Here is a 17,451-nt window from a genome sequence, read left to right on the forward strand (position 1 = left end):
GTGATCGTTTCTCATAAGCAAATTGATTCGCCCCCTGATGGGGGCAAAAAGCGCGTAGGGGTTAGCGCGAGACAGCCGATAAAGAAGGCGGGGAAAAGAGCAGATCGGCCACTGTTTTTTGTGAAATTTTACGTACCAACAGGCCAAACAAGGTGCACAGCAGCAGGCAGGCGAACGGATACACCAGCAGCAGGGCCAGCTCCGCATAGGCAGGCCAGGCGGTATAATTGATTTTAGGGATTAGCGTTAAGCTGAACAGCTCAACCAGAATACGGTGGGTGGTGTAGATGGCAATGGTATTGGCACCAATCACGCTTAACGGGCCGGACTCACGCATACCAAAGCGCAGCTCAAATTGATAAAACAGCTTCATGATCAGCACAATGGAAAGCAGAGAAAGTAATAGTGAGACATTTGCCAGCCACGCGACGACGGCGGCGATTGCGCTAACCAGAACAATGACCGCATGGCGGCGCAGAGGCACCTCCTTGATCCATACCATCAGCGTTGCGCCAAACCATGCACCGAGGCTGTACCAGGGCAGATTGCGAATCACGCTGTTCATTCCCCACCACGGCGTCGGGACAAAATTGATCGCCACGCTCAGCACCACAAATAACGCCAACAGCGGCGCCGCCCAGCGGCTGAAAATCTTACACAGAACAAAATAGACAATCAGCGCATACAGATACCACAAGCTGGTGCTGGCGGTCAGCATTCCGTGGGTAAAACCTGTGATCGAATCGGCATAAGCGGCGTTGGCGGCATGGCTCAGATCGCGCTGTGGGGCCAACCAGTTATTGAGCGCGACTAACGCCAGCCATTGCACCACACCCCAAAGTACCAGCACCCAGGCAATGCTCCAGATCCGTTTTTCCACGCAGGTTGTCCACGGGACGCTATCAATGTAGCGACGGATCAGATATCCCGAAATAAAGAAAAACACCGGCATGCGAAATGGCGCCAGGTACAAATTGAGGTAAATCCAGCATTTGCTCAGCAGCTCTGAAAGCGGATGCTGAAAAGTAGTAAGGTGCGGGTAAAATGTGATTACCGAGTGGTAAATCACCACCAGACAAATACATAACCCTTTGATTTGATTAATCCATAGTTCTTTTTTCTTCATCGAGACGGCGTATCCATATTGTTGGCTATAGCCTGCCATCCTGCGCAACCCGCTGTGCGCTGTAATGCGTAACTGTCTGCATTTTGTTTTTTTAAGATAAAGATCAGGGACCCGGGCTGAAGGGAAGAGGGACAACTTTAGCGAATTGATTTATTTATACTTTTAGGAATAGTGCTGACGAACACTTACGGTTCAGTCATTTACCCATTCCGCTTTCGCTTATATACTCGTGACTTTGCTAACAGCAACCAGACGGATTTCATGTACCAACCTGTCGCTCTATTCATCGGCCTGCGTTATATGCGTGGGCGTGCAGCAGATCGCTTCGGTCGCTTCGTTTCCTGGCTCTCCACCATAGGCATTACTCTCGGGGTAATGGCGCTGGTCACGGTGTTGTCGGTGATGAACGGTTTCGAGCGCGAGCTGCAAAACAATATTCTTGGCCTGATGCCTCAGGCCGTACTCTCGTCTGAACAGGGTTCCCTCAACCCGCAACAACTGCCGGAAAAAGCGGTGGTGTTGAACGGCGTCAACCGCGTTGCACCCATAACTACGGGAGATGTGGTGCTGCAAAGCGCGCGTAGCGTGGCGGTCGGCGTGATGCTCGGTATCGATCCGGCACAAAAAGATCCGTTAACGCCGTATCTGGTCAATGTGAAGCAAACAGATCTGCAACCGGGTAAGTATAATGTCATCCTCGGCGAGCAGCTTGCCGGGCAGTTGGGCGTGAACCGTGGCGATCAAATCCGTGTGATGGTGCCCTCGGCCAGCCAGTTTACGCCGATGGGGCGTTTGCCGAGCCAGCGTTTGTTTACGGTGATTGGCACTTTCGCCGCCAACAGCGAAGTCGATGGCTACCAGATGCTGACCAACATTCAGGATGCCTCGCGTCTGATGCGCTATCCGGTGGGTAATATCACTGGCTGGCGTCTGTGGCTGAACGAACCGTTAAAAGTTGACACGCTGAGCCAGCAAACGCTGCCGCAAGGCACCAAATGGCAGGACTGGCGCGAGCGCAAAGGGGAACTGTTCCAGGCCGTGCGCATGGAAAAGAACATGATGGGGCTGCTGCTTAGCCTGATCGTGGCGGTGGCGGCTTTTAATATTATTACCTCGCTGGGTCTGATGGTAATGGAGAAGCAAGGGGAAGTGGCGATTTTACAAACGCAGGGGCTAACGCCGCGGCAGATAATGATGGTGTTTATGGTTCAGGGGGCCAGTGCCGGGGTGATTGGCGCGCTGCTGGGCGCTGTACTGGGTGCATTGCTCGCCAGCCAACTGAACAATCTGATGCCAATTATTGGTGTGCTGCTGGATGGCGCTGCGCTGCCGGTCGCTATCGAGCCGCTGCAGGTTATCGTCATTGCGCTGGTGGCGATGGCCATCGCGCTGCTGTCTACGCTTTATCCTTCCTGGCGCGCTGCCGCCACTCAACCCGCTGAGGCTTTACGTTATGAATAAGATCCTGTTGCAATGCGACAACCTGTGCAAACGCTATCAGGAAGGCACTGTGCAGACCGATGTACTGCACGATGTCAGTTTTTGCGTCGGTGAAGGTGAGATGATGGCGATTGTCGGCAGCTCCGGCTCCGGCAAGAGTACGCTGCTGCATCTGTTAGGTGGGTTGGATACCCCGACTTCCGGCGACGTCATTTTTAGCGGTCAGCCAATGAGCAAGCTCTCGTCGGCGGCGAAAGCGGAACTGCGTAATCAGAAGCTGGGCTTTATTTACCAGTTCCACCATTTGCTGCCGGATTTTACCGCGCTGGAAAACGTAGCGATGCCGCTGCTGATCGGCAAGAAAAAACCGGCTGAAATCACCGAGCGCGCACGGGATATGCTGAAAGCAGTAGGGCTGGATCATCGTGCCAGTCATCGCCCGTCTGAACTGTCTGGCGGCGAACGCCAGCGTGTGGCCATCGCGCGTGCGCTGGTGAATAACCCGCGCCTGGTCCTGGCAGATGAGCCAACAGGTAACCTGGATGCGCGTAACGCGGACAGCATTTTTGAGCTTCTGGGCGAGCTGAACCGCTCTCAGGGCACGGCATTTCTGGTGGTGACGCACGATTTGCAACTGGCGAAGCGGATGAGCCGCCAGCTTGAAATGCGCGATGGTCGTCTGACGGCTGAACTGAGCCTGATGGGAGCTGAGTAATGGCTTCGCCTTTATCGTTATTGATTGGTCTGCGCTTTAGCCGTGGTCGGCGTCGCGGCGGTATGGTTTCTTTGATTTCGGTGATATCTACCGTTGGCATCGCGTTGGGTGTGGCGGTGCTGATCGTCGGTTTAAGTGCCATGAACGGATTTGAGCGTGAGCTGAACAACCGTATTCTGGCCGTAGTCCCACACGGAGAGATTGAAGCCGTAAATCAGCCGTGGAATAACTGGCAGGAAGCGCTCGACAAGGTACAAAAAGTGCCGGGTATTGTCGCCGCGGCGCCTTATATCAACTTTACCGGACTGGTGGAGAGCGGGGCGAACTTACGCGCGGTGCAGGTGAAGGGCGTTGACCCGAAACAGGAACAGCGTTTAAGCGCGCTGCCATCCTTTGTGCAAAACCACGCCTGGGATAATTTTAAAGCCGGTGAACAACAAATCATCATTGGTAAGGGTATTGCCGATGCGCTGAAGGTGAAGCAGGGCGACTGGGTGTCGATTATGATCCCTAACGCCAGTGCGGATCATAAGCTACAGCAGCCTAAACGCGTGCGTTTGCACGTGACGGGGATCCTGCAACTGAGCGGTCAGCTCGATCACAGCTTTGCCATGATCCCAATGGAAGATGCGCAGCAATATCTCGATATGGGAACCAGCGTTTCCGGGATCGCGCTGAAGGTTAACGACGTGTTTAACGCCAATAAGCTGGTGCGAGACGCGGGTGAAGTCACCAATAACTATGTTTACATCAAGAGCTGGATTGGCACCTACGGCTATATGTACCGCGATATTCAAATGATCCGCGCCATTATGTATCTGGCTATGGTGCTGGTGATTGGCGTGGCCTGTTTTAATATCGTTTCCACGTTAGTGATGGCGGTAAAAGACAAAAGTGGCGATATTGCGGTATTAAGAACACTCGGGGCGAAAGATGGGTTGATCCGTGCCATTTTTGTCTGGTACGGCCTGCTGGCGGGTCTGTTCGGTAGCCTGATAGGCGTCGTCATCGGGGTGGTTGTCTCGTTGCAACTGACGCCGATCATAAACGGGATTGAGGCGCTTATCGGCCATCAGTTCCTGTCCGGCGATATCTATTTCATTGACTTCCTGCCATCGGAATTACACTGGCTGGATGTGATTTACGTGCTGGTGACAGCACTCGTGCTGAGTCTTTTGGCAAGTTGGTATCCGGCGCGTCGCGCCAGCAATATTGATCCTGCGAGAGTACTTAGCGGCCAATAACAACAATAATACACGACAGCATTCATGCTGCATCAAGGCGTAGCCAACGCAGAGGCATCTTGAAGGATGACGTGTATCAAGGAGCGGTGATGTATTACGGATTTGACATCGGCGGGACCAAAATTGCGCTGGGCGTGTTTGATAAGCAACGTCGTCTGCAATGGGAAACTCGCGTTCCTACGCCTCGCGACAGCTACGACGCTTTCCTTGATGCGGTCTGCAATCTGGTGACGGAAGCGGATCAGCGGTTTGGCATCAAAGGTTCGGTAGGCATCGGCATTCCAGGCATGCCGGAAACCGAAGACGGCACGCTGTACGCGGCCAACGTTCCTGCCGCCAGTGGCAAACCGCTCCGCGCCGATCTCAGCGCCCGCCTTGACCGCGATGTCCGCCTGGACAACGATGCCAACTGTTTTGCCCTCTCTGAAGCCTGGGACGACGAGTTCACTCAGTATCCGCTGGTGATGGGGTTGATCCTCGGTACGGGCGTCGGCGGCGGCCTGGTGCTTAACGGGAAATCCATCACCGGACGCAGCTATATCACCGGTGAGTTTGGTCATATTCGTTTGCCGGTCGATGCGCTGACGCTGATGGGCTTTGATTTCCCGCTGCGCCGCTGCGGATGCGGTCAACTGGGATGCATCGAAAGTTATCTTTCCGGCGGTGGATTTGCGTGGTTGTATCAGCATTACTACCATCAACCGCTGGATGCCCGCGAAATTATCGCGCTGTGGGAGCAGGGTGATGAGCACGCGCGGGCCCACGTTGAACGCTATCTGGATTTGCTGGCGGTGTGTCTTGGGAATATCCTGACTATCGTCGATCCTGATTTGGTGGTGATTGGCGGAGGCTTGTCGAATTTTACCGCTATTACGACGCAACTGACGAACCGATTGCCGCGTCATCTGCTGCCGGTTGCCCGGGTACCGCGTATTGAGCAGGCACGGCACGGTGATGCCGGCGGGATGCGCGGGGCTGCTTTCCTACATCTTACCGATTAATACAAAGAGGTTGTTATGCTGTCGCGTCGGGGTCATCGGTTAAGCCGCTTTCGTAAAAATAAACGCCATTTGCGCGATCGCCTGCGTCAACGAATCTTTTTCAGAGACAGAGTGGTGCCTGAATTGATGGAAAAACCAAGAGTGCTGGTACTGACTGGAGCGGGAATCTCCGCTGAGTCAGGAATTCGAACATTCCGCGCGGCGGATGGTCTCTGGGAAGAACATCGGGTAGAGGACGTTGCGACTCCGGAAGGATTTAGTCGAAACCCGGAACTGGTTCAGTCGTTTTATAACGCCCGTCGCCATCAGTTGCAACAGCCGGAAATCCAGCCCAACGCGGCGCATATCGCACTGGCAAAACTCGAAGCCGAGTTGGGCGATCGTTTTTTACTGGTGACGCAGAACATTGATAATCTGCATGAGCGTGCGGGCAGCCAGAACGTTATCCATATGCACGGCGAGTTGCTCAAAGTTCGCTGTTCGCAAAGCGGGCAGATTCTGGAATGGACGGGCGATGTGACCCCGGAAGATAAATGTCATTGCTGCCAGTTTCCGGCACCGCTGCGACCACACGTAGTGTGGTTTGGTGAAATGCCGCTGGGTATGGATGAAATTTATATGGCACTGGCAATGGCAGATGTGTTCATTGCGATTGGCACATCGGGACATGTTTATCCGGCAGCGGGTTTTGTGCATGAGGCGCGGCTGCATGGGGCACATACGGTAGAACTAAATCTCGAACCGAGCCAGGTAGGCAGCGAGTTTGAAGAGAAGTATTACGGTCCGGCAAGCCAGGTAGTGCCTGAGTTTGTTGAGAAGTTATTGAAAGGGCTGTGATTTTTTTTGCCGGATGGCGGTAAATGCCTTATCCGGCCTACGGTTTGCATTTATGTAGGCCCGATAAGCGTCGCGCCATCGGGCATTCCTTACAACGCTGAATTAGCGTCCTGCTTTTAGCTTCTGATAATACTCTTCGTAGATAGCACTGGCGGAACCGACATCGTTCTGCCATTCCCCTTTGTTGATGGTTTCTGCATCAGGGTAGAGCGTTTTGTCGTTCGCGACCTCAGGACTTAACAGCTTGCGTGCTGCCAGGTTTGGCGTCGGGTAACCGATAGTTTCTGCGACTTCTTTCGCCACGTCCGGGCGCAGCAGGAAGTTAATCAGCTTCAGCGCACCTTCTTTGTTTTTCGCGTTAGCCGGAATAGACAGGCTGTCCATCCAGAAAATGCCACCTTCTTTTGGCCAAACCACTTCCAGCGGTGTGCCCGCCTGACGCGCAACATACGCGGAGCCGTTCCACACCATCCCCAGATTAACTTCGCCTTCCATATACGGGTTGGCCGGGTTGTCAGAGTTAAATGCAGCAACGTTAGGCATCAGCTTCTTCAACTCGTTATAGGCGGCTTCAATCTCTTTAGGATCGGTGGTATTGCCGGAATATCCCAGCTTGCGCAGCGCCATCTGGAACACTTCTCGCGCATCATCCGTTAACAGCAGACTGCCTTTGTACTCCGGCTTCCACAGATCGGCCCAACTGGTGACGGTTTTAGGATCGATAGCATCGCTGTTGACGCCAATGGCCGTCGCACCCCAGATATACGGGATGGAGTAGTCATTGTTCGGGTCAAACGGCTTGTTGAGCATTTCCGGATCGAGGTTGTGGAAGTTGGTCAACGTCGACTTGTCGATCTTCTGGATCATGCCTTCTTTACGCATTTTATCGACGTAATAGGTGGACGGAACCACCAAATCGTATGCGCCGTCTTTATAGGTTTTGAGCTTGGCGTACATGGTTTCATTCGACTCGTAGGTCGAATAGATAACCTTAATGCCGGTTTCTTTGGTGAACTGTTCCAGCAGACCCGGTGGTACGTATTCAGTCCAGTTATAGAAATAGAGCGTGTTGTTGTCATTCGCGTGAGCGGCGCTCATGCCCAGTGCCAGAGCACCCGCCGCGAGCAGGTGGCGTGACCATTTTTTCATCATTTAACGTCCCCTGAATTAAGGGCCTTAGCGGCCCTTGGTTTTATCACGTGCAATAAGCTGGCTGGCAATCACCATAACCAGCGACAGAACCAACAAAATGGTCGCCAGCGCGTTCACCTCTGGTGATACGCCGACTTTAACCATTGAGTAGATTTTTAATGGCAAAATTTCATAACCCGGTCCGGTGACGAAAGATGAAACAACAACATCATCCATCGACAGCGTAAAACTCAGCAACCAACCCGCAGCCACCGCAGGCATAGCAAGTGGTAGTATTATCTTGCGCAGAATAGTTACTTCGCTGGCACCCAAATCTTTAGCCGCCTCAAGCATGCGGACATCAAAACCTTTCAGGCGAGAGTAAACCGTCACCACCACAAAAGGCAGACAAAAAGTGATATGCGAGAACAGCAGCGACCAGAAACCCAGTTGAATGCCGATCAGCATAAACAGCACCAGCAGAGATATTGCCATCACAATATCCGGCGACATCATCACCACGAACAGCATGCCACTGACGAACGGTTTACCGCGAAAACGGTAACGGTACAGCGCAACCGCAGTAAGTGAGCCGATCAAGGTGGCAAACGTGGCGGATAGCACCGCCATCGTCAGCGAGTGCTGTGCTGCCTGCAACAGGCTGTCGTTATTCATCAGCAGGCCGTACCATTTGGTAGTAAAACCCTGCCAGTTGATGCCAAAGCGCGAACTGTTAAAGGAGTTCACAATCAGAATGATGATTGGAATATACAGATACGCGTAGATAGCGGTCATAAAACCGCCGCGAAGCAGTCGACCGATCATTCGAGTTCCACCTTCTTGTTCAGTAAGCGGGAGGCGCGCCAGTAGATCAGCAGCATCAGACCCATCACGATGGTCAGCGTAATGCTGGTGGCTGCACCAAACGGCCAGTCGCGGATGTTCAGGAACTGAACTTTAATTACGTTACCAATCAGCAGGTTTTTCGCACCGCCCATTAAGTCGGAAACGTAAAACAGCCCCATTGCGGGCAGCATGACCAGCAGGCATCCGGCGATAATCCCCGGCATCGTCAACGGAATAATGATGCGAGTGAAGGTCTGAAGCTTATTGGCACCTAAATCGCGTGCGGCTTCCAGCAGCGGTTTATCGAGCTTTTCAATGCTGGAATAGAGCGGCATCACCATAAACGGCAGCAGGATGTATACCAGCCCGATAATCACCGCGCTGGGGGTAAACATAATGCGAATGGGTGTATCGATAACGCCGAGCCATAACAGAAACTCGTTGAGATAGCCTTTGGTACTGAGGAAAATTTTGAGTCCGTAGATGCGAATAAGGGAATTGGTCCAGAACGGAACAATCAGCAGGAATAGCAGCAGCGGGCGTACTTTTTCCGGCAGTTTCACCAAAAACCAGGCAAACGGGTAGCCGAGTACCAGACAGGCGAGCGTGGCAATCAGCGCCATATTGAGGGAGTGAACCAGCACCTCAAAATAGAGCGGATCGAGCAGACGCGTATAGTTCTCCAGCGTAAAGACCATTTTGACGAAATTGGCGTCGTCACGGGTCAAAAAGCTGGTGCCGATGATCATCAGGTTGGGCAGAAAGACAAATAACACAAGCCAACCGACAATGGTGAAGATCACCACACTCTGGAATTTACTTGTGCTCTTCATCAGCCAGTACGACCTCCCAGCTTTCTACCCAGTTAATTGCCATTTTCTGGTCGAGCGAGTGGTCAAAGTCAGGATCATCTTCGTTGAAGAATTCGCTGACCATCACCATCTTGCCATTTTCCAGTTCTACAACCGACTCCAGCGTCATGCCTTTGTAGTTGCGTTCGCGCACGTAGCCGATCAGGCCTTCGATATGATTATCATCGTTGATTTCATCAACGCGTAAATCTTCAGGGCGTAACAGAACGTGCAGCTTTTGTCCGGGAACTACCGCGAAGTTGACATAAATATTGCACTCGCGGCCTTCAACGTTAGCACGAACACGTTGTTCATCCAGACGTTCAATCACCGTGGCGTTAAACATATTGATCTCGCCGATAAACCCGGCGACAAACAGATTCTTTGGCTCTTCGTAGATTTCGCGCGGCGTACCGTCCTGCTCAATCTTACCATCGCGCATCACCACGATGCGGTCAGACATAGTCAGCGCTTCTTCCTGATCGTGTGTGACAAAGACAAAAGTGATACCAAGCTTACGCTGCAGCGCTTTCAGTTCGTTCTGCATCTGCTTACGCAGCTTGTAGTCCAGCGCAGAGAGGGATTCATCTAACAAGAGTAAGCGGGGTTTGTTGACCACTGCTCGGGCAATCGCTACGCGCTGCTGCTGTCCGCCGGAAAGTTGATGCGGTTTTCGCTGGGCGAACTCTTCCAGTTGCACCATGCGCAGGGCTTCGGTAACGCGGGGAGAAATGTCGGCTGCGGGCGTTTTTTGCATGCGCAAACCAAAGGCCACATTCTCAAACACAGTCATGTGGGGGAATAGCGCATAGCTTTGGAAGACGGTATTCACGTAGCGATTTTCCGCTGGAACGTGAGTGATGTCCTCGTTGTCCAACAAAATATGACCGGAATCAACCGTTTCCAGACCGGCAATCAGGCGAAGAACGGTTGTTTTACCGCAGCCAGAGGGGCCAAGCAGCGTAAGAAACTCGCCATTATTGATGGTCAAATCCAGGCTGGAAATCACCTCTTTGCCATCGAAACTTTTGCGAATTCCCGCTAATTGCACCAGTGGAGAAAGCGAACGCGGTTGTTTATTCAATTTTTTACTCTGTCCCATGTAAACGCAACGGATGGCTGACCGATGCGGGGTTTGTGGTTAACCACCTTGATGACTCTTAATGAGGGCCGTTATTCTACGGCAAACCATTGTAATCGCCAATCCTTGTTGCGAATTACTGACTTAGCCCTATAGTCAGAGGGGATGTCAGGGCGAAATATTCTCACTTGCGGGGATAAAAGTGACCTGACGCAATATTTGTCTTTTGTTGCTTATTGATAATGTTGTCACAAAAAGTGAGGGTGACTGCATGGATAAACTACTTGAGCGTTTTTTACACTACGTGTCGCTGGACACCCAATCAAAATCGGGCGTGCGGCAGGTACCCAGCACCGAAGGACAGTGGAAATTATTACAACTGCTCAAACAACAGCTCGAAGAGATGGGGCTGGTTAATATTTCACTGAGCGAAAAAGGCACGCTGATGGCAACGTTACCTGCTAACGTTGCTGGTAATATTCCTGCGATCGGCTTTATTTCCCATGTGGATACCTCACCGGATTTCAGCGGTAAAAATGTCAATCCGCAAATCGTTGAAAACTATCGCGGTGGCGATATTGCGTTAGGCATTGGTGATGAAGTTTTATCGCCGGTGATGTTCCCGGTGCTGCATCAACTTCTGGGTCAGACGCTGATCACCACAGACGGTAAAACGTTGTTGGGCGCGGATGATAAAGCAGGCGTGGCGGAAATCATGACCGCACTGGCTGTGCTTATCCAAAAAAATATTCCGCACGGTGATATCCGCGTGGCCTTTACGCCGGACGAAGAGGTGGGTAAAGGGGCGAAGCATTTTGATGTTGCGGCATTCGATGCGCAGTGGGCCTATACCGTTGACGGTGGTGGCGTAGGTGAGCTGGAGTTTGAAAACTTCAACGCCGCGTCGGTTAATATCAAAATTGTTGGCAACAATGTGCATCCCGGCACCGCAAAAGGGGTGATGGTGAATGCGCTGTCCCTGGCGGCGCGTATTCACGCTGAGGTTCCGGCAGATGAAAGCCCTGAAAAGACGGAAGGCTATGAAGGCTTTTATCATCTGGCGAGCATGAAAGGGACGGTCGATCGGGCGGATATGCACTACATTATTCGTGATTTTGACCGTAAGCAGTTTGAAGCGCGTAAACGCAAGATCATGGATATCGCCAAGAAGGTTGGCAAAGGGTTACACCCAGACTGCTATATCGAACTGGTGATTGAAGACAGTTACTACAATATGCGCGAAAAAGTGATTGAGCATCCGTACGTGCTGGATATCGCCCAGCAGGCGATGCGCGATTGTGATATTGAGCCGGTGCTGAAACCGATCCGTGGCGGCACTGACGGCGCGCAGCTGTCGTTTATGGGATTACCGTGTCCGAATCTGTTCACCGGCGGCTACAACTATCATGGCAAGCATGAGTTTGTGACGCTGGAAGGAATGGAAAAAGCGGTGCAGGTGATTGTGCGTATTGCTGAATTGGCCGCGAAACAAAAATAAAGCATGTGTAGTTGCCGGATGGCGCTTTGCTTATCCGGCCTACAATATTTCACTCCAGTAGGCCTGATAAGACGCATGGCGTCGCATCAGGCACAGTCTATTACCCTTCGAAGAACCAGTACCCGCTGTTGACCAGCGCGGCAAGCATGGCAAGGAAAGAAGGATCCTCCAGCGCATCCTCAAAGTTCTCAGCCGTCAGCACAATATGACTGGCCAGCGCTTCCAGCGCAGGACGATGTGGCGAGTCAATTTTCTCACCGTTAGCGTAGACGTCATCGCCAATGCGCAATACGCGCAATCCGCCCAGACGCACTAACACATCACCTTGTTTCAGGGCATCATAAATTTCGTCTGGCTGATACGGTGGCTCCGGCGGGGCAATATCCAGCTCATGACGAGACTGAGAGATAAACTCGCCAAACCACTGCTGAAAATGTTCTGGCTGATTAATCAGACCCAGCATCATTTCGCGCAGCTTGTCCATTTCCTGCGGCAGAACATCTGCCGGATGATCGCGCGGTGGCAGGTCAGGATCGCTGTAATAGGTGCTGCCCAGTTCGCGTTGCAAAACGTAATCGGCGAACCCGCTGATCAGCTCGCGAGTGTTTGGCGCGCGGAAGCCAACCGAATAGTTCATCGCGTTTTCTAACGCATAGCCTTCGTGCGGGAATCCCGGTGGAATGTACAGGATATCGCCGGGTTCCAGCTCTTCATCAATGATGGCTTCGAACGGGTCGACCTGAAGAAGATCCGGGTGAGGGCAGTGCTGCTTCAACTGCAGCTTTTCGCCTACGCGCCAGCGACGACGACCGGTTCCCTGAATGATAAATACATCGTACTGATCCAGGTGCGGGCCAACGCCGCCGCCGGGTACAGAGAAAGAAATCATCAGATCGTCGATACGCCAGTCCGGTAATTCACGGAATGGGCGCATCAGCGCGGCGGTAGGTTCGTGCCAGTGGTTGACCGCCTGCACCAGCAAAGACCAGTTGTTCTCGCCAAGATGGTCGTAGCTTTCGAAGGGACCATGGCTAACCTGCCATTTACCATCCTGATGGCTGACGAGTCGGCTGTCGACTTCGCTTTCCATTGCCAGTCCAGCCAGTTCGTCAGGAGAGAGTGGGTCGATAAAGTTGTTAAACCCGCGTTTTAAGACCACCGGGCGTTTCTGCCAGTGGCGTTCAAGAAAATCGGGCCAGTTAAGTGTGAGTTGGTATTCCATAGTGAGCATCCCGCAGGCTGGTATCTGCAACCGATTATAACGGATACTTAACCTCAAGCGTGAAGTCAGTACATATTTATTACATGCGACGATTACTCGTCTTTCTGGCCCGGCTGCTGGCGGCCAAAAATAACTTCCATGCGCGCTCCACCCAGCAGGCTATCACCAGCAATAATTTGCCCGTCATACTGTTCGGTGATTTCTCGCGCCACCGCCAGACCGACGCCTTGTCCGGGACGTAGTGTATCTACGCGCTGTCCACGGTCAAACACCACTTCCCGTTTGCTTTGCGGAATACCAGGACCATCGTCTTCGACCAGAATATGCAGCTGATCCTCAGACAGTTGCGCCGAAATCTCGACAAACTCCAGACAATATTTACAGGCGTTATCCAGGACGTTGCCCAACACCTCGACAAAGTCATTCTGTTCACCCACAAAGCTGATCTCAGGTGAGATATCGAGATTAATGTTGACCCCTTTACGCTGATACACTTTATTCAGCGCCGAGGTGAGCTTATCCAGCAACGGCGCGACCGGGTGCAGCTCGCGGCTGAGTAGGGCACTGCTGCCACGCATACTGGCGCGATGCAGGTAATAGCCTATCTGTTGGGAAATACGACTAATTTGTTCCAGCATGATAGGCTCTGCGTCGCTGACGTTCATCTTTTCGTTACGCATTGAGCGCAGCGTACTTTGCAGTACCGCCAGTGGCGTTTTCAGGCTATGGGTGAGATCGGTTAACGTGGTGCGGTATTTATCGTAGCGCTCACGTTCGCTTTTTAAAAGTCGATTGAGATTGCGAACCAGGCTGGTCAATTCGCGTGTGGTGGCGGGGTTTAGCATCTCACGATGATGTTCCTCAAGCTCACGGACTTCACGCGCTAGCGACTCAATTGGCCGCAGGCTCCACCAGGCGGCCACCCATAACAGCGGAATGACCAGCAACAGATTGGCGACCAGGACATAAATAAACCAGCTCCAGACCATATACGAGCGCTTTAGCTCTATAGGAATGGTGTCGACAACCACAATAGTCAGTTGCGGCATTCTGGCTGTGGCGGGGTAGACGTTCACCGCCACGGAGTGGGTCATTTCGGCGTCGTCATCATCTTCTCTGACTTCTTTTAACTGCTGCTGAGCGGAGTGATCTTCGCCCAGTAAAGTGCTGGTGGCGTCTACATTGGCTTCAATTTCATGAAAACCGTTCGTTTTTAGCCAGTCCGGTTGGATACTTTTCGTCAGCCAGGGAACATTGCGCTGCGCCCACAACAATTCACCGCTTTCGTTATAGATCAGCGACATTGTTGGGCTTTGCATATCGAGATGTTCAGGCAGCTCGACGTTTATCTTGCCGTTTTCCCACTTTGCCAGGGTATAAAACAGATTACTTTCACCCCGCAGCAGGCGGAACGTTGTCTTATCAAAGCTGACGCTGTAGCCCACCAGGGCAACCATGCCGTAGGCCAGCGAAAGCACCAACACCACGCCTGCGGTTGCCAGTAAAAAGCGCAACCGCAGCGATAATGGAAAAAAATGACGCAATAGTTTATTCATTGGCGCAGTTCAAAAAGATATCCCTGACCACGCACGGTGGTGATGACGTCGTCCGGATACTGCGCCTGTATTTTCTTACGCAGACGTCCCATTAGAACATCAATGGTGTGACTTTCGCGCAGCTCGGCATCCGGATAAAGCTGCAGCATGAGCGAATCTTTACTGACCACTTTGCCATTATTACGGATGAGCGTTTCCATAATGGTGTATTCAAACGCAGTGAGCTTGATAACTTCATCATTGACGGATAACTCGCGTCGAGAGAGGTCCACCTGAAAAGGCGGAAGAGAGATAATTTGCGATGCCAGACCGCTGTTGCGGCGCATCAGTGCCTGCATGCGCGCAGCCACTTCTTCGATGTGAAACGGTTTGGTGACATAATCGTCAGCGCCAGCGCTGAGGACTTCCACCTTGTCCTGCCAGCCTTCGCGCGCGGTTAATACCAGAATCGGCAGCGAAACCTCATTACTGCGCCAGCGGCGGATCAGCGACAAACCATCTTCATCGGGGAGTCCTAAATCAACGATCGCGATATCCGGCAGATGTTCATTCAGATAATAGTCCGCTTCCTTCGCATCTTCTGCATCATCCACCTGATGCCCTAAATCCTGTAACTGAACCTTGAGGTGGTGGCGTAATAAAGCATTATCCTCGACAACCAGTACGCGCATCATCGTTTCTCCCTAAAATAATGGTATGAATAGTTTAACGCTGATTATGTGGCTGTGGGGATAAACATTTAATAAACCGGGGGAAGGGATAATCTCGCGGACAATAAAAAAGCCGGAAGCGCTGATGCTTTCCGGCTTACTACGATATGAACGGAAGACCGGAACAGGCTCAAGCACGCTCCGGCATCAAACAGATTACTTCAGTTCATCAACCATGGTGATGGCGCGACCAATATAATTGGCAGGCGTCATTGCTTTCAGGCGAGTTTTCTCTTCTTCCGGCAGCGCCAGACCGTCGATAAACTGCTTCATACCTTCGGCGTCAACGCGCTTACCGCGGGTCAGCTCTTTCAGTTTCTCGTACGGCTTCTCAATACCGTAGCGACGCATCACGGTCTGAATCGGCTCTGCCAGAACTTCCCAGTTATGATCCAGTTCATCCAGCAGATGATCGCGGTTCACTTCCAGTTTGCTCACGCCTTTCAGCGTGGACTGATACGCGATCAGCGCATAGCCAATACCTACGCCCAGGTTACGCAGAACGGTAGAGTCAGTCAGGTCACGCTGCCAGCGGGAGACCGGCAGTTTGCTCGCCAGGTGCTGCAGAACCGCGTTAGACAGACCCAGGTTACCCTCGGAGTTTTCGAAATCGATGGGGTTAACTTTGTGCGGCATGGTGGAAGAGCCGATTTCACCCGCGATGGTTTTCTGTTTGAAATGGTTCAGCGCCACGTAACCCCAGACATCGCGGTCAAAGTCGATCAGGATGGTGTTGAAACGGGCGATGCAGTCAAACAGCTCGGCAATGTAGTCGTGCGGCTCAATCTGCGTGGTGTACGGGTTCCACTGGATGCCCAGCGAGGTGACAAACTCTTCGCTGAACTGATGCCAGTCAACTTCCGGGTAAGCGGCGATGTGGGCGTTATAGTTACCGACTGCACCATTGATCTTACCAAGAATTTCAACCTGGTTGAGCTGACGATACTGACGCTCCATACGGTAAGCCACGTTAGCCATTTCTTTGCCTAGCGTAGAAGGGGTGGCTGGCTGACCGTGGGTACGGGAGAGCAGAGGAATATCGCGATACTGCACAGACAGATCTTTAACCGCGTCGATAAGCTTACGCCAGTACGGCAGAACCACTTCGTCGCGTGCGGTTTTCAACATCAGCGCGTGAGACAGGTTGTTGATGTCTTCTGAAGTACACGCAAAGTGGATAAATTCGGAAACAGCGTGCAGTTCCGGGATATCCGCCACTTTCTCTTTCAGGAAATACTCAACTGCCTTCACATCATGGTTGGTCGTACGCTCAATGGTTTTGATGCGCGCAGCATCTTCTTCATTGAAGTTAGCGACGATCGCATCAAGGAAACCGATTGCGTCGGCAGCAAAAGCAGGAACTTCCTTGATCGCTGCGTGCGCGGCCAGTTTTTGCAGCCAGCGTACTTCAACCTGTACGCGGAATTTCAGCAAACCGTATTCGCTGAAAATCCCGCGCAGCGCGCTGACTTTATCGCCGTAGCGTCCATCGACAGGGGAAACGGCGGTCAGTGAGGATAATTCCATAGATCACAACTCCGGGGTTAAATGAGCAAGAATTTGTTTTGCCTGAGTCGTCAGGCGATTACGAGAAAACATGAGTTGCAGACGGCCTCCACCAACCTGATGCCAGAGCACGGCAGCACGGATGCCAGCCAGCAGCGAAGCGCGTACTTTAGCCTGTACTTGTGGGCTCTGAAGGATGGCCGGGGAACCCGTGACCTGAATACGCGGGCCGAGTGGGCTGATGACGTCAACATAAATACCAGCCATCGCACTCATCAACGTTTCTGACTGCAAATCAAAATGGTCTAGTTGGCGCTGCAAGCCGCTAATACGGTCTCCCAGCGTGTCCATAGCGCCCTTGGCCGCTGACAGCTTACGCTCCAGCACCATCAGGCTTAGCGTATAGCGGGTGAGTTCCGCGTTCAGTCCCTGACGACTGCTGGCGTTCAGTACGCCAAGCAGCGTTTCAAGGCCAAGACGCAGATTGGCTTCGCTGCCGCCAAACACGCCCAGCGTAGAGCTGGGATTCATGTCGATGACACTGTTCAGTGAAACGTGTAATGCATCGGCATCACAATGCCCCTGGTGCGCCAGTTCCTGCACCAGGCGTGCCGACTGACAAATGCCTGCCAGGGCGAGGGTGATGTCATAATAATTCTTTGCCACGTTCACTGCTTCCTTGTATCA

Annotated in this window: 16 protein-coding genes; 6 read left to right on the forward strand and 10 right to left on the reverse strand. The window is 52.5% G+C overall.

Annotated elements, in window-relative coordinates; genetic code table 11:
• Positions 1–61: 61 nt before the first annotated feature.
• Positions 62–1,126: an acyltransferase family protein gene (locus tag OGY71_RS11550; RefSeq protein ID WP_003832275.1), complete on the reverse strand. Its 1,065-nt coding sequence runs from the start codon at positions 1,124–1,126 to the stop codon at positions 62–64.
• A 261-nt stretch (positions 1,127–1,387) separates the two neighbouring features.
• Between OGY71_RS11550 and lolC the strand changes: the two genes are divergently transcribed.
• From lolC to cobB, 5 genes are all read left to right on the forward strand, one after another.
• Positions 1,388–2,587, forward strand: coding sequence for a lipoprotein-releasing ABC transporter permease subunit LolC (gene lolC / locus OGY71_RS11555; protein ID WP_032934420.1), 1,200 nt, complete (start codon positions 1,388–1,390; stop codon positions 2,585–2,587).
• On the forward strand, positions 2,580–3,281 hold the full coding sequence (gene lolD, locus OGY71_RS11560; RefSeq protein WP_003832278.1) for a lipoprotein-releasing ABC transporter ATP-binding protein LolD: 702 nt from the start codon (positions 2,580–2,582) through the stop codon (positions 3,279–3,281). Before lolC ends, lolD begins: the two co-directional genes overlap by 8 nt.
• The gene (lolE, locus tag OGY71_RS11565; RefSeq protein ID WP_003030804.1) at positions 3,281–4,525 is read left to right on the forward strand and encodes a lipoprotein-releasing ABC transporter permease subunit LolE; all 1,245 of its coding nucleotides are present in this window, start codon (positions 3,281–3,283) and stop codon (positions 4,523–4,525) included. The genes lolD and lolE overlap by 1 nt, the downstream gene beginning before the upstream one ends.
• 89 nt (positions 4,526–4,614) lie before the next feature.
• Positions 4,615–5,526, forward strand: coding sequence for an N-acetylglucosamine kinase (gene nagK, locus OGY71_RS11570; protein WP_286613339.1), 912 nt, complete (start codon positions 4,615–4,617; stop codon positions 5,524–5,526).
• Positions 5,527–5,541: 15 nt separating this feature from the next.
• The gene (gene cobB / locus OGY71_RS11575) at positions 5,542–6,363 is read left to right on the forward strand and encodes a Sir2 family NAD+-dependent deacetylase (protein ID WP_003832281.1); all 822 of its coding nucleotides are present in this window, start codon (positions 5,542–5,544) and stop codon (positions 6,361–6,363) included.
• Positions 6,364–6,465: 102 nt separating this feature from the next.
• On the opposite strand, the gene potD is transcribed toward cobB, so the two are convergent.
• From potD to potA, 4 genes are read right to left on the reverse strand one after another with little or no spacing between them, the layout of a single operon-like run.
• Positions 6,466–7,512, reverse strand: a complete 1,047-nt coding sequence (gene potD / locus OGY71_RS11580; protein ID WP_003030797.1) for a spermidine/putrescine ABC transporter substrate-binding protein PotD — start codon at positions 7,510–7,512, stop codon at positions 6,466–6,468.
• A gap of 27 nt (positions 7,513–7,539) precedes the next feature.
• Positions 7,540–8,319, reverse strand: a complete 780-nt coding sequence (potC, locus tag OGY71_RS11585) for a spermidine/putrescine ABC transporter permease PotC (RefSeq protein WP_003030794.1) — start codon at positions 8,317–8,319, stop codon at positions 7,540–7,542.
• Complete coding sequence (potB, locus tag OGY71_RS11590) at positions 8,316–9,173, reverse strand: spermidine/putrescine ABC transporter permease PotB (protein ID WP_003832285.1); 858 nt, start codon at positions 9,171–9,173, stop codon at positions 8,316–8,318. Before potB ends, potC begins: the two co-directional genes overlap by 4 nt.
• On the reverse strand, positions 9,157–10,293 hold the full coding sequence (gene potA, locus OGY71_RS11595) for a spermidine/putrescine ABC transporter ATP-binding protein PotA (protein ID WP_003832287.1): 1,137 nt from the start codon (positions 10,291–10,293) through the stop codon (positions 9,157–9,159). The genes potB and potA overlap by 17 nt, the downstream gene beginning before the upstream one ends.
• Before the next feature lie 250 nt (positions 10,294–10,543).
• On the opposite strand from potA, the gene pepT reads away from it, so the two are divergent.
• A complete protein-coding gene (gene pepT / locus OGY71_RS11600) occupies positions 10,544–11,770 on the forward strand; it encodes a peptidase T (protein WP_003832289.1) in 1,227 nt (408 codons plus the stop codon).
• A gap of 100 nt (positions 11,771–11,870) precedes the next feature.
• Here pepT and roxA read toward each other — a convergent pair whose 3' ends face one another.
• The 5 genes from roxA to hflD form a co-directional block, all read right to left on the reverse strand.
• On the reverse strand, positions 11,871–12,992 hold the full coding sequence (roxA, locus tag OGY71_RS11605) for a [50S ribosomal protein L16]-arginine 3-hydroxylase (protein ID WP_003030786.1): 1,122 nt from the start codon (positions 12,990–12,992) through the stop codon (positions 11,871–11,873).
• Between the two features lie 92 nt (positions 12,993–13,084).
• Entirely contained in the window at positions 13,085–14,548 is a 1,464-nt protein-coding gene (phoQ, locus tag OGY71_RS11610; RefSeq protein WP_003832291.1) for a two-component system sensor histidine kinase PhoQ, read from the reverse strand.
• A complete protein-coding gene (phoP, locus tag OGY71_RS11615; protein ID WP_193135038.1) occupies positions 14,545–15,219 on the reverse strand; it encodes a two-component system response regulator PhoP in 675 nt (224 codons plus the stop codon). The genes phoQ and phoP overlap by 4 nt, the downstream gene beginning before the upstream one ends.
• Before the next feature lie 195 nt (positions 15,220–15,414).
• Positions 15,415–16,785 (reverse strand): adenylosuccinate lyase, encoded by a 1,371-nt coding sequence (gene purB / locus OGY71_RS11620; RefSeq protein ID WP_003832400.1) that lies wholly within the window; start codon positions 16,783–16,785, stop codon positions 15,415–15,417.
• Positions 16,786–16,788: 3 nt separating this feature from the next.
• Positions 16,789–17,430 (reverse strand): high frequency lysogenization protein HflD, encoded by a 642-nt coding sequence (gene hflD, locus OGY71_RS11625; protein WP_003832401.1) that lies wholly within the window; start codon positions 17,428–17,430, stop codon positions 16,789–16,791.
• Between the last annotated feature and the right edge of the window lie 21 nt (positions 17,431–17,451).

The organism is Citrobacter sp. Cpo109 (assembly GCF_030332565.1).
In the GTDB taxonomy this organism is placed as follows: domain Bacteria; phylum Pseudomonadota; class Gammaproteobacteria; order Enterobacterales; family Enterobacteriaceae; genus Citrobacter; species Citrobacter portucalensis.